Consider the following 13,847-nt stretch of genomic DNA (forward strand, 5'->3'; position numbering starts at 1 on the left):
ATGTATCGGATAGTTCTGGGGAAAGTTTCGACCTTAAGCGCAGCTCCACTGCCACCGGATTTACGCGATCAAGCACCGCAAGGTCCACGACGCGAACGCTGGCTGGCGGGGCGTGCATTGCTTTCGCACATGCTTTCCCCGCTACCGGAGATCATCTATGGCGAACAAGGCAAACCTGCATTCGCGCCGGAAACGCCGCTATGGTTCAACTTAAGCCATAGCGGTGACGATATCGCCCTGCTGTTGAGCGATGAAGGCGAAGTCGGCTGCGATATCGAAGTGATTCGCCCGCGCGCCAACTGGCGCTGGCTGGCGAACGCCGTGTTCAGCCTCGGGGAACACGCTGAGATGGACGCCGTGCATCCTGATCAGCAACTGGAAATGTTCTGGCGCATCTGGACGCGCAAAGAAGCCATCGTTAAACAACGTGGCGGCAGCGCCTGGCAGATCGTCAGCGTAGACAGCACCTATCAGTCCTCGCTGTCAGTCAGCCATTGCCAGCTCGACAATTTAAGTCTGGCAATCTGCACCCCTACCCCCTTTACGCTCACCGCCGACAGTGTGCAATGGATCGATTCAGTTAACTGATCCGCCCGTCCGACTGTCCATCTATTGATCCAGAACAGGTAATCAGTATGACGAATACTTAAAATCGTCATACTTATTTCCGCCATTTATACTCTAAATAATTCGAGTTGCAGGCGACAAGCGAGTGAATCCCCAGGAGCTTACTAAAGTAAGTGACTGAGGTGAACGAACGTGGTCGCAGCACATGCAACTTGAAGTATGACGAGTATATTTTAATCCATTGGGGTTACCATGCTCTCCACACTCCGCCGCACTCTATTTGCGCTGCTGGCTTGTGCGTCTTTTATCGTCCATGCCGCCGCGCCAGATGAAATCACCACCGCCTGGCCGGTGAACGTCGGGCCACTAAACCCGCACCTTTACACGCCTAACCAGATGTTCGCCCAGAGCATGGTTTATGAACCGCTGGTGAAATATCAGGCAGACGGTTCGGTGATCCCGTGGCTGGCAAAAAGCTGGACTCATTCAGAAGATGGCAAAACCTGGACCTTCACCCTGCGTGATGGTGTGAAATTCTCTAACGGCGAACCGTTTGATGCAGAGGCGGCGGCAGAAAACTTCCGCGCAGTGCTCGATAACCGTCAACGTCACGCCTGGCTGGAGCTGGCAAACCAGATTGTTGATGTCAAAGCACTCAGTAAAAACGAGCTGCAAATCACCCTGAAAAGCGCCTACTATCCTTTCCTGCAAGAACTGGCCCTGCCACGCCCTTTCCGCTTTATCGCCCCCTCGCAGTTTAAAAACCATGAAACCATGAACGGGATTAAAGCGCCGATTGGCACCGGGCCGTGGGTTTTGCAGGAATCGAAACTGAATCAGTACGATGTCTTCGTCCGTAACGAAAACTACTGGGGCGAAAAGCCGGCGATTAAAAAGATCACTTTTAACGTGATCCCGGACCCGACTACCCGCGCGGTAGCGTTTGAAACTGGCGATATCGACCTGCTGTACGGAAACGAAGGGTTATTACCGCTCGATACCTTCGCCCGCTTTAGCCAGAATCCGGCTTACCACACCCAACTGTCACAGCCGATCGAAACCGTGATGCTGGCGCTCAACACCGCCAAAGCCCCCACCAACGAGCTGGCAGTACGTGAAGCTCTCAATTACGCGGTAAACAAAAAATCGCTGATCGATAACGCGTTGTATGGCACCCAGCAGGTCGCCGACACCCTGTTTGCCCCTTCTGTGCCCTACGCCAACCTCGGCCTGAAACCGCGCCAGTACGATCCGCAGAAAGCGAAAGAGTTGCTGGAAAAAGCAGGCTGGACGTTGCCTGCGGGAAAAGATATCCGCGAGAAAAACGGTCAGCCGCTGCGCATTGAACTGTCGTTCATCGGCACCGATGCGCTAAGCAAATCAATGGCGGAAATCATTCAGGCCGATATGCGCCAGATTGGTGCAGATGTCTCGCTGATCGGCGAAGAAGAGAGCAGCATCTACGCACGTCAACGCGACGGTCGTTTTGGCATGATTTTCCACCGTACCTGGGGAGCGCCTTACGATCCACACGCCTTTCTGAGTTCGATGCGCGTACCGTCGCACGCTGACTTCCAGGCTCAGCAAGGATTAGCTGACAAGCCGCTGATTGATAAAGAGATCGGCGAAGTGCTGGCGACCCATGACGAAACACAACGTCAGGCGCTGTATCGCGACATTCTGACCCGTCTGCATGACGAGGCGGTTTATCTGCCTATCAGTTACATCTCAATGATGGTGGTATCAAAACCGGAGCTGGGCAACATCCCCTACGCGCCGATCGCCACCGAAATTCCGTTCGAACAGATTAAACCGGTGAAACCTTAATGTTGCGTTACGTATTACGCCGCTTTCTGCTGCTGATCCCGATGGTGCTCGCCGCCTCGGTGATCATTTTTCTGATGCTGCGCCTCGGCACCGGCGACCCGGCGCTCGATTATCTGCGTCTGTCTAACCTGCCGCCGACGCCGGAGATGCTGGCCTCTACCCGCACCATGCTGGGACTGGATCAGCCGCTGTACGTCCAGTACGGCACCTGGTTGTGGAAGGCGCTGCATCTTGACTTTGGTATCTCATTCGCCAGCCAACGCCCGGTGCTGGACGATATGCTGAACTTCCTGCCCGCCACGCTGGAACTGGCGGGCGCGGCGCTGGTATTAATTTTGCTCACTTCCGTGCCGCTCGGCATCTGGGCGGCGCGCCACCGCGATCGTCTACCCGATTTCGCCGTGCGTTTTATCGCGTTTCTTGGTGTGTCGATGCCTAACTTCTGGCTGGCGTTTTTACTGGTGATGGCGTTTTCGGTGTATCTGCAATGGCTACCCGCGATGGGCTACGGCGGCTGGCAGCACATCATTTTGCCTGCGGTTTCTATTGCCTTTATGTCGCTGGCGATTAACGCGCGTCTGCTGCGCGCCAGTATGCTGGACGTCGCCGGTCAGCGTCACGTCACATGGGCGCGGCTGCGCGGCCTGAACGACAAACAGACCGAACGCCGCCATATCCTGCGTAATGCGTCGCTGCCGATGATTACTGCCGTGGGGATGCACATTGGCGAACTGATTGGCGGGACGATGATTATCGAAAACATCTTTGCCTGGCCGGGCGTCGGGCGCTATGCGGTGTCGGCGATTTTCAACCGTGACTATCCGGTGATTCAATGCTTTACGCTGATGATGGTGGTGGTTTTTGTGGTCTGTAATTTGATTGTCGATTTGCTCAACGCCGCGCTGGACCCGCGCATTCGTCGTCATGAAGGAGCGCACGCGTGAACTTTTTCCTCTCTTCCCGCTGGTCGGTACGCCTGGCGCTGATCATTATCGCCCTGCTGGCGCTGATTGCGCTCACCAGCCAGTGGTGGCTGCCGTACGATCCACAGGCAATTGATTTGCCGTCGCGCCTGCTCTCGCCGGATGCGCAGCACTGGCTGGGCACCGATCACTTAGGGCGTGATATTTTCTCGCGGCTGATGGCAGCGACCCGCGTGTCGCTCGGTTCGGTAATGGCCTGCCTGCTGCTGGTGCTGACATTAGGGCTGGTTATTGGCGGCAGCGCCGGACTGATTGGCGGACGCGTTGATCAGGCCACCATGCGCGTCGCCGATATGTTTATGACCTTCCCGACCTCGATTCTGTCGTTCTTTATGGTTGGCGTGCTCGGCACCGGGCTGACCAACGTAATTATCGCCATCGCCCTGTCGCACTGGGCTTGGTATGCGCGCATGGTGCGCAGCCTGGTGATTTCACTGCGCCAGCGCGAGTTTGTGCTGGCGTCACGGCTTTCTGGCGCGGGCCATGTGCGGGTGTTTGTTGATCATCTGGCAGGCGCGGTGATCCCCTCGCTGCTGGTGCTGGCGACGCTGGATATCGGCCATATGATGCTGCACGTCGCGGGGATGTCCTTCCTCGGCCTCGGCGTGACCGCGCCGACCGCCGAATGGGGCGTGATGATTAACGACGCGCGTCAGTATATCTGGACCCAGCCGCTGCAAATGTTCTGGCCGGGGCTGGCGCTGTTTATCAGCGTGATGGCCTTTAACCTGGTGGGTGACGCACTGCGCGATCATCTGGACCCTCATCTGGTGACGGAGCACGCACACTAATGCCGCAACAGATTGAACTACGTAATATCGCGCTACAGGCCGCGCAGCCGCTGGTGCACGGCGTATCGTTAACCCTACAACGCGGGCGTGTGCTGGCGTTAGTCGGCGGTAGCGGCAGCGGGAAATCATTAACCTGCGCCGCGGCGCTGGGCATTCTGCCCGCAGGCGTTCGCCAGACGGCGGGGGAAATTTTAGCCGATGGCAAACCGGTTTCCCCCAGCGCGCTACGCGGTATCAAAATTGCCACCATCATGCAGAACCCGCGCAGCGCCTTTAATCCGCTGCACACCATGCACACCCACGCGCGGGAAACCTGCCTGGCGTTAGGGAAACCCGCCGATGACGCCACGCTTATTGCTGCCATAGAAGCGGTAGGGCTGGAAAACGCCGCGCGCGTGCTTAAGCTGTACCCGTTCGAAATGAGCGGCGGTATGTTGCAGCGCATGATGATTGCGATGGCGGTGCTGTGTGAATCACCGTTTATCATCGCCGATGAACCGACCACCGACCTTGATGTAGTAGCGCAGGCGCGCATCCTCGATCTGCTGGAAAGCATTATGCAAAAACAAGCGCCGGGGATGTTGCTGGTCACCCATGATATGGGCGTGGTGGCGCGTCTGGCGGATGACGTGGCGGTGATGTCTCACGGTAAGATTGTCGAACAGGGCGATGTAGAAACGCTGTTTAACGCCCCCAAACATGCGATGACGCGCAGCCTGGTTTCCGCTCATCTCGCCCTCTACGGTATGGAGCTGGCATCATGACTTTACTTAACGTCTCCGGCCTTTCCCATCACTATGCGCACGGTGGATTTAGCGGCAAACATCAACACCAGGCGGTGCTGAATGACGTTTCTCTGACCCTGAAAAGCGGTGAAACCGTCGCTCTGCTGGGGCGCAGCGGCTGCGGCAAAAGCACCCTCGCGCGGCTATTGGTAGGCTTAGAATCGCCCTCACAAGGGAATATTAGCTGGCGTGGCGAACCGCTGGCGAAACTTAATCGCGCCCAGCGTAAAGCCTTCCGTCGCGATATTCAGATGGTGTTTCAGGACTCCATCAGCGCCGTTAACCCGCGCAAAACCGTGCGCGAGATCCTGCGTGAACCGATGCGCCATCTGCTATCGCTGAAAAAATCCGAACAACTGGCGCGCGCCAGTGAAATGCTGAAGGCGGTCGATCTCGACGACAGCGTGCTCGACAAACGCCCACCGCAGTTAAGCGGCGGCCAGCTCCAGCGCGTCTGCCTGGCGCGCGCGCTGGCGGTCGAACCGAAACTGCTGATTCTGGATGAAGCCGTTTCTAACCTTGATCTCGTGTTACAGGCGGGCGTCATTCGTCTACTGAAAAAGCTGCAACAACAATTTGGCACCGCCTGCCTGTTCATCACCCACGACTTACGCCTGGTGGAACGCTTTTGTCAGCGAGTGATGGTGATGGACAACGGACAAATCGTCGAAACCCAGGCGGTGGGAGAGAAATTAACTTTTTCCTCTGACGCCGGACGTGTGCTACAAAACGCGGTATTACCCGCATTCCCCGTGCGCCGTCGCGCCACTGAAAAGGTTTAACGCAAATGCAACGAGTCACCATCACGCTTGATGACGATTTACTGGAGACGCTGGACAGCCTGAGCCAGCGTCGTGGCTATAACAACCGTTCCGAAGCTATCCGCGATATTCTGCGCAGCGCCCTGGCGCAGGAAGCTACTCAGCAGCACGGCACGCAAGGTTTCGCAGTGCTGTCGTATGTGTATGAACACGAAAAACGCGACTTAGCCAGCCGTATTGTTTCTACGCAGCATCACCACCACGACCTCTCGGTCGCCACGCTGCATGTGCACATCAACCACGACGACTGTCTGGAAATCGCCGTGCTGAAAGGTGACATGGGCGATGTGCAGCATTTTGCCGATGACGTTATTTCCCAGCGCGGCGTACGGCACGGGCATTTGCAGTGCTTGCCGAAGGAAGATTGAGTCTATTATTGGGTCCTTTGTTGAACGATCAACAAAGGATCACCAGCACACCTGATTCCTCTCTAAATACCCTATCTGAACCTTCTCTTTTGTAACGTTCTAAATATATTCCTAAAAATCTTCAATTCATTGGGACCACAAGTTTTTCTTCGCTTTTTCGTATGAAGATACGGCCATCAAAATAGTAGAAAAGGATTTTACGATGAGCGGAAAACCGGCGGCGCGTCAGGGCGACATGACGCAGTATGGCGGTAGCATTGTCCAGGGTTCAGCCGGGGTGCGCATTGGCGCCCCCACCGGCGTGGCCTGTTCGGTGTGCCCCGGTGGGGTGACATCCGGTCATCCGGTCAATCCGCTGCTCGGTGCAAAAGTCCTTCCCGGCGAGACGGACCTTGCCCTGCCCGGCCCGCTGCCGTTCATCCTCTCCCGCACCTACAGCAGTTACCGGACTAAAACCCCCGCGCCGGTGGGACTCCCCGGCCCCGGCTGGAAAATGTCTGCGGATATCCGCTTACAGCTGCGCGATAACACACTGATACTCAATGATAACGGCGGCAGAAGCCTGTATTTTGAGCACCTGTTTCCCGGTGAGGACGGTTACAGCCGCAGCGAATCACTGTGGCTGGTGCGCGGCGGCGTGGCGATACTGGAGGAAGGCCACCGGCTGGCCGCACTCTGGCAGGCGCTGCCGGAAGAACTCCGCTTAAGTCCGCATCGTTATCTGGCAACGAACAGTCCGCAGGGACCGTGGTGGCTGCTCGGCTGGTGTGAGCGGGTGCCGGAGGCGGATGAGGTGCTGCCCGCGCCGCTGCCGCCGTACCGGGTACTGACCGGGCTGGTGGACCGCTTCGGGCGCACACAGACGTTCCACCGCGAAGCCGCCGGCGAATTCAGCGGCGAAATCACCGGCGTGACGGATGGGGCCGGGCGTCACTTCCGGCTGGTACTGACCAGCCAGGCACAGCGGGCAGAAGAGGCCCGGCAGCAGGCCACTTCCGGCGGGGCGGAACCGTCCGTTTTTCCTGATACCCTGCCGGGCTACACGGAATATGGCCGGGATAACGGTATCCGTCTGTCTGTCGTGTGGCTGATGCACGACCCGGAATACCCGGAGAATTTACCTGCCGCACCGCTGGTGCGCTATGGCTGGACGCCGCGCGGCGAACTGGCGGCGGTGTATGACCGCAGCGGCACACAGGTGCGCAGCTTTACTTACGATGATAAATACCGGGGCCGGATGGTGGCGCACCGTCACGCAGGCCGACCGGAAATCCGTTACCGTTACGACAGCGACGGGCGGGTGACAGAACAGCTAAACCCGGCAGGCTTAAGCTACACGTATCAGTATGAGAAAGACCACATCACCATCACCGACAGCCTGGACCGCCGTGAAGTCCTGCATACCGCAGGCGAAGGCGGGCTGAAGCGGGTGGTGAAAAAGGAACACGCGGACGGCAGCGTCACGCAGAGTCAGTTTGACGCCGTGGGCAGACTTAAGGCACAGACAGATGCCGCAGGCCGGGTAACAGAATACAGCCCGGATGTGGTGACGGGGCTTGTCACACACATCACCACGCCGGATGGCAGGGAATGGGTGTTTTACTATAACCACCACAACCAGTTAACGTCAGCCACCGGGCCTGACGGGCTGGAAATACGCCGGGAATATGATGAATTCGGCCGTCTGATTCAGGAAACTGCCCCTGACGGCGATATCACCCGCTACCGTTATGATAATCCACACAGTGACTTACCCTGCGCAACGGAAGATGCCACCGGCAGCCGGAAAACCATGACGTGGAGCCGTTACGGTCAGTTGCTGACCTTCACCGACTGTTCCGGTTATGTAACCCGTTATGACCATGACCGCTTCGGGCAGGTGACGGCGGTGCACCGCGAGGAAGGCCTGAGTCAGTACCGCGCATACGACGGCCGTGGACAGTTAATTGCGGTGAAAGACACGCAGGGCCATGAAACGCGGTATGAATACAACACAGCCGGTGACCTGACCGCCATCATCGCGCCGGACGGCAGCAGAAACGGGGCACAGTACGATGCGTGGGGAAAGGCCATCCGCACCACGCAGGGCGGGCTGACGCGCAGTATGGCGTACGATGCTGCCGGACGGGTCATCCGCCTGACCAGTGAAAACGGCAGCCACACCACCTTCACTTATGATGTCCGCGACCGCCTGATACAGGAAACCGGCTTTGACGGTCGCACACAGCGTTATCACCACGACCTGACCGGCAAACTTATCCGCAGCGAGGATGAGGAGCTTATAATCCTCTGGCATTACGATGACGCTGACCGCCTCACGCACCGCACCGTGAATGGCGAAACCGCAGAGCAGTGGCAGTATGACGAACGCGGCTGGCTGACAGACATCAGCCATATCAGCGAAGGGCACCGGGTGGCGGTGCATTACGGATATGATGAGAAAGGCCGCCTGACCGGTGAGCGTCAGACGGTGCATCACCCGCAGACGGAAGCACTGCTCTGGCAGCATGAGACCAGACATGCGTACAACGCGCAGGGACTGGCGAACCGCTGTATACCGGACAGCCTGCCCGCCGTGGAGTGGCTGACCTACGGCAGCGGCTGGCTGTCCGGCATGAAACTCGGCGACACACCGCTGGTGGACTTCACCCGCGACCGCCTGCACCGGGAAACGCTGCGCAGCTTCGGCCGTTATGAACTCACCACCGCTTACACCCCTGCCGGGCAGTTACAGAGTCAGCACCTGAACAGTCTGCTGTCTGACCGCGATTACACCTGGAACGACAACGGCGAACTCATCCGCATCAGCAGCCCGCGCCAGACCCGGAGTTACAGCTACAGCGACACCGGCAGGCTGACCGGCGTCCACACCACCGCAGCGAATCTGGATATCCGCATCCCTTACGCCACGGACCCGGCAGGTAACCGCCTGCCCGACCCGGAGCTGCACCCGGACAGCACCCTCAGCATGTGGCCGGATAATCGTATCGCCCGTGACGCTCACTACCTTTACCGGTATGACCGTCACGGCAGGCTGACGGAGAAAACCGACCTCATCCCGGAAGGGGTTATCCGCACGGATGATGAGCGGACCCACCGGTACCATTACGACAGCCGGCACCGGCTGGTGCACTACACACGGACACAATATGCAGAGCCGCTGGTCGAAAGTCGCTATCTTTACGACCCGCCGGGCCGCAGGGTGGCAAAACGGGTGTGGCGGCGTGAACGGGACCTGACGGGCTGGATGTCGCTGTCACGGAAACCGGAAGTGACCTGGTACGGCTGGGACGGCGACCGGCTGACCACGATACAGAACGACAGAACCCGCATCCAGACGGTATACCTGCCGGGAAGTTTCACGCCACTCATCAGGGTTGAAACCGCCACCGGTGAACTGGTGAAAACGCAGCGCCGCAGCCTGGCGGATGCCCTTCAGCAGTCCGGCGGTGAAGACGGTGGTGATGTGGTGTTCCCGCCGGTGCTGGTGCAGATGCTCGACCGGCTGGAAAGTGAAATCCTTGCTGACCGGGTGAGTGAGGAAAGCCGCCGCTGGCTGGCACAGTGCGGCCTGACGGTGGAGCAGATGCAAAACCAGATGGACCCGGTGTACACGCCGGCGCGAAAAATCCACCTGTACGACTGCGACCATCGCGGTCTGCCGCTGGCGCTTATCAGCCCTGACGGGGCAACAGCGTGGTACGCAGAATACGATGAATGGGGCAACCTGCTGAGTGAGGATAACCCGCATCAGCTGCAGCAGTTTATCCGTCTGCCGGGTCAGCAGTATGACGAGGAGTCCGGCCTGTATTATAACCGCCACCGCTATTATGACCCGCTGCAGGGGCGGTATATCACTCAGGACCCGATTGGGCTGAAGGGGGGATGGAATTTTTATCAGTATCCGTTGAATCCTATCATAAATGTAGATCCGCAAGGTTTGGTTGATATAAATTTATACCCCGAAAGTGATCTTATCCATTCTGTAGCTGATGAGATTAATATCCCAGGCATTTTCACAATCGGGGGGCATGGTACCCCCACATCTATTGAATCCGCAACGCGCAGTATCATGACAGCTAAAGATCTGGCATATCTAATTAAATTTGATGAGAATTATAAAGATGGGATGACAGTTTGGTTATTTTCTTGTAATACAGGTAAAGGACAAAATTCATTTGCTAGCCAATTAGCTAAAGAGTTACATACAAATGTAATTGGACCTGACACGCTATGGACGTGGTGGGGGCGAGGAACTAATGGTAAGTTAAAAATGGATACAGTGCTAACAGCACCAACGAATCTTAATTCAAATAAGGATCTAATGGCTATAACAACAAAAGACCTTGGTAATTGGATAACATATGGGCCATCTGGGCACCCCATTTCTAATATGCAAGGTACGCCAGAAAAACCCAGTGATATAAGATAGGTTGTAGATGTATGAAAGCATACTTGTTACTATTTTTTTATTTTTCTCTTATTTATCAATTGCATGGTGCTGATGTGAAAATAAAAGAAAACGAAAGTATGATGGGATCTACAGCAATGACCTATGATTTAAGTGAAGAAAAGTTGATGAAACTGAAGTATAAATCACAACATGGTGATTCAGAGGCATCATTTCGACTATATCAATATTACTGCTTTACTAAAAATAATATTGATAAACAATTGCGATACTTAGAAAGATCAGCATCTCAGGGGAATGTTACAGCGCAGTTTAATTATGGTGTTTTTTTATCAGATACAAATCCAACATTATCAGAATATTATGATTTGAATAGAGCTACTTATTGGATGGAATTCGCTGTAAATAACGGTAATATTGATGCAAAGAGCAAACTTCAAGAGCTCAAAAAGCTAAAGCGAATGGATAGAAGGAAGAATAAGGAGAATCCGTAAAAGCAATAATTCATCAGACTGCTGCAGCAGTAGTATGATGATGAATCAGGGCTGTACTATAACTATTATCGGTAACATTAACCAGGGAAAGATCATCAGAAGTACACTTTCTGTACTAAATAATTCGCATTTTATGTTTAAAAATTGAGACATTCCTCATTACCTAAAGCTGTTTTTTATTGCTTATACATGATCAAATACTCCTTACATAATTAAGGAGAACAAAATGGAACTTAAAAAATTGATGGAACATATTTCTGTTATCCCCGATTACAGACAAGCCTGGAAAGTGGAACATAAATTGTCGGATATTCTACTGTTGACTATTTGTTCCGTTATTTCTGGTGCAGAAGGTTGGGAAGATATAGAGGATTTTGGGGAAACTCATCTCGATTTTTTAAAACAATATGGTGATTTTGAAAATGGTATTCCTGTTCACGATACCATTGCCAGAGTTGTATCCTGTATCAGCCCTGCAAAGTTTCATGAGTGCTTTATTAACTGGATGCGTGATTGTCATTCTTCAGATGATAAAGACGTCATTGCAATTGATGGAAAAACGCTCCGGCACTCTTATGACAAGAGTCGCCGCAGGGGAGCGATTCATGTCATTAGTGCGTTCTCAACAATGCACAGTCTGGTCATCGGACAGATCAAGACGGATGAGAAATCTAATGAGATTACAGCTATCCCTGAACTTCTTAACATGTTGGATATTAAAGGAAAAATCATCACAACTGATGCGATGGGTTGCCAGAAAGATATTGCAGAGAAGATACAAAAACAGGGAGGTGATTATTTATTCACTGTAAAAGGAAACCAGGGACGGCTAAATAAAGCCTTCGAGGAAAAATTCCCACTGAAAGAATTAAATAATCCAGAGCATGACAGTTACGCAATTAGTGAAAAGAGTCACGGCAGAGAAGAAATCCGTCTTCATATTGTTTGCGATGTCCCTGATGAACTTATTGATTTCACGTTTGAATGGAAAGGACTGAAAAAATTATGCGTGGCAGTCTCCTTTCGGTCAATAATAGCAGAACAAAAGAAAGAGCCAGAAATGACGGTCAGATATTATATCAGTTCTGCTGATTTAACCGCAGAGAAGTTCGCCACAGCAATCCGAAACCACTGGCACGTGGAGAATAAGCTGCACTGGCGTCTGGACGTGGTAATGAATGAAGACGACTGCAAAATAAGAAGAGGAAACGCAGCAGAATTATTTTCAGGGATACGGCACATCGCTATTAATATTTTGACGAAGGATAAAATATTCAAGGCCGGGTTAAGACGTAAGATGAGAAAAGCCGCTATGGACAGAGACTACCTCGCGTCAGTCCTTGCGGGGTGCGGGCTTTCGTAATCTTGCCCTGTCGTGATGGATTTTTAACACATAGTTGTTTAAACGCTTTCGGTCCGTCTTTAGGACCTCGATTCTGTTCCGAGGGTTGTATAACTGGTTCATCTAATGACATGCAAAAATTAAATGAGTTAATATTTTCAGAACCAGATAGCACATTAACAGTTACGGACTAAAAAATATGGCAAGGTTATTAACAATTGTATTTTTTTTCTCTATTTCTGCGAGTGCAGTTACTGCAAGACAATTTCAGAGAGAGTTAGATTTGGCAGACAAATCAATATTATGGGCACTAATATCAGCCAGTACTAAAGAGGGACGAAAAGCGTGTTCACTTAGCTATTTTGCCTGTAAGGCCGCAGAGGCTGAACTCGGACTGGCATATATGGCTGCGAATGATAACAAGGAATTTCTCACATCCTTATCTAATATAATGAGGTACAAAATAGATGCTGGACTTTCCGAATCCTATACATGCTATTTATTAAGTAAGGGAAAGATCATAAGACCATATCTGAAAAACCTAAATCCACACCAACTTGCCGCTGATTGCATTGAAACTGTAAATAAAATAAAAGATAAGAATAAAAAAATCATTGATATAAATTCAGTTAATATTTGTAGTGATGATAAAAATATAAAGTGGAGAGTTAATAGTACTATTATGGCCATTGATGATTCTATAAAATGCATCGATGAATAATAAGTTGATTGTATTTAACTATATATTAATCATGGAAAGATCACGTAACGCTGCTTTTTTGCACTAAATGTTCAATAATTGAGACATTCCTTATTATCTAAAGCCGTTTTCCATTGCTTATACATGATCAAATACTCCTTACATAATTAATGAGAACAAAATGGAACTTAAAAAATTGATGGAACATATTTCTCTTATCCCCGATTACAGACAAGCCTGGAAAGTGGAGCATAAATTGTCAGATATTCTACTGTTGACTATTTGTGCCGTTATTTCTGGTGCAGACGATTTGGAAGATAAAGAGGATTTCGGGGAAACACATCTCGATTTTTTGAAGCAATATGGTGATTTTGAAAATGGTATTCCTGTTCACGATACTATTGCCAGAGTTGTATCCTGTATCAGTCCTGCAAAATTTCATGAGTGCTTTATTAACTGGATGCGTGACTGCCATTCCTCAAATGATGACGACTGCAAAATAAGAAGAGGAAACGCAGCAGAATTATTTTCAGGGATACGGCACATCGCTATTAATATTTTGACGAATGATAAGGTATTCAAGGCAGGGTTAAGACGTAAGATGCGAAAAGCAGCCATGGACAGAAACTATCTCGCGTCAGTCCTTGCGGGGAGCGGGCTTTCGTAATCTTGCCCTGAATACCGGACTGAGTATCAAAAAGCCGGTTAACTGAAACTGTCCAGGTTTTGGTGGTCAGTTCATAAACGCCTTATCCGGC

Annotated in this window: 12 protein-coding genes; all 12 read left to right on the forward strand. The window is 52.5% G+C overall.

Annotated elements, in window-relative coordinates:
• The 12 genes from acpT (at position 1) to FEM44_RS08500 (ending at position 13,756) form a co-directional block, all read left to right on the forward strand.
• Entirely contained in the window at positions 1 to 588 is a 588-nt protein-coding gene (acpT, locus tag FEM44_RS08440) for a 4'-phosphopantetheinyl transferase AcpT (RefSeq protein WP_135522447.1), read from the forward strand.
• A gap of 231 nt (positions 589 to 819) precedes the next feature.
• Positions 820 to 2,394, forward strand: a complete 1,575-nt coding sequence (gene nikA, locus FEM44_RS08445; protein WP_135522446.1) for a nickel ABC transporter substrate-binding protein — start codon at positions 820 to 822, stop codon at positions 2,392 to 2,394.
• On the forward strand, positions 2,394 to 3,338 hold the full coding sequence (nikB, locus tag FEM44_RS08450) for a nickel ABC transporter permease subunit NikB (RefSeq protein WP_000947068.1): 945 nt from the start codon (positions 2,394 to 2,396) through the stop codon (positions 3,336 to 3,338). The genes nikA and nikB overlap by 1 nt, the downstream gene beginning before the upstream one ends.
• Positions 3,335 to 4,168, forward strand: coding sequence for a nickel ABC transporter permease subunit NikC (nikC, locus tag FEM44_RS08455; RefSeq protein ID WP_001008963.1), 834 nt, complete (start codon positions 3,335 to 3,337; stop codon positions 4,166 to 4,168). Before nikB ends, nikC begins: the two co-directional genes overlap by 4 nt.
• Complete coding sequence (nikD, locus tag FEM44_RS08460; RefSeq protein ID WP_135522445.1) at positions 4,168 to 4,932, forward strand: nickel import ATP-binding protein NikD; 765 nt, start codon at positions 4,168 to 4,170, stop codon at positions 4,930 to 4,932. The genes nikC and nikD overlap by 1 nt, the downstream gene beginning before the upstream one ends.
• Positions 4,929 to 5,735, forward strand: coding sequence for a nickel import ATP-binding protein NikE (gene nikE / locus FEM44_RS08465; RefSeq protein ID WP_135522444.1), 807 nt, complete (start codon positions 4,929 to 4,931; stop codon positions 5,733 to 5,735). The genes nikD and nikE overlap by 4 nt, the downstream gene beginning before the upstream one ends.
• A gap of 5 nt (positions 5,736 to 5,740) precedes the next feature.
• Positions 5,741 to 6,142, forward strand: coding sequence for a nickel-responsive transcriptional regulator NikR (nikR, locus tag FEM44_RS08470; protein ID WP_024257312.1), 402 nt, complete (start codon positions 5,741 to 5,743; stop codon positions 6,140 to 6,142).
• A gap of 202 nt (positions 6,143 to 6,344) precedes the next feature.
• On the forward strand, positions 6,345 to 10,574 hold the full coding sequence (locus FEM44_RS08475) for an RHS element core protein (RefSeq protein ID WP_138158965.1): 4,230 nt from the start codon (positions 6,345 to 6,347) through the stop codon (positions 10,572 to 10,574).
• 11 nt (positions 10,575 to 10,585) lie between these two features.
• Complete coding sequence (locus tag FEM44_RS08480; RefSeq protein WP_135523853.1) at positions 10,586 to 11,047, forward strand: sel1 repeat family protein; 462 nt, start codon at positions 10,586 to 10,588, stop codon at positions 11,045 to 11,047.
• 226 nt (positions 11,048 to 11,273) lie between these two features.
• On the forward strand, positions 11,274 to 12,410 hold the full coding sequence (locus FEM44_RS08485; RefSeq protein WP_138158968.1) for an ISAs1 family transposase: 1,137 nt from the start codon (positions 11,274 to 11,276) through the stop codon (positions 12,408 to 12,410).
• 178 nt (positions 12,411 to 12,588) lie between these two features.
• Positions 12,589 to 13,110, forward strand: coding sequence for an Imm57 family immunity protein (locus tag FEM44_RS08495; RefSeq protein WP_240726908.1), 522 nt, complete (start codon positions 12,589 to 12,591; stop codon positions 13,108 to 13,110).
• A 160-nt stretch (positions 13,111 to 13,270) separates the two neighbouring features.
• Complete coding sequence (locus FEM44_RS08500) at positions 13,271 to 13,756, forward strand: ISAs1 family transposase (protein ID WP_138158970.1); 486 nt, start codon at positions 13,271 to 13,273, stop codon at positions 13,754 to 13,756.
• The last annotated feature ends 91 nt before the right edge of the window (positions 13,757 to 13,847 follow it).

Origin of the sequence: Escherichia sp. E4742 (assembly GCF_005843885.1) — a bacterium.
Lineage (GTDB): Bacteria > Pseudomonadota > Gammaproteobacteria > Enterobacterales > Enterobacteriaceae > Escherichia.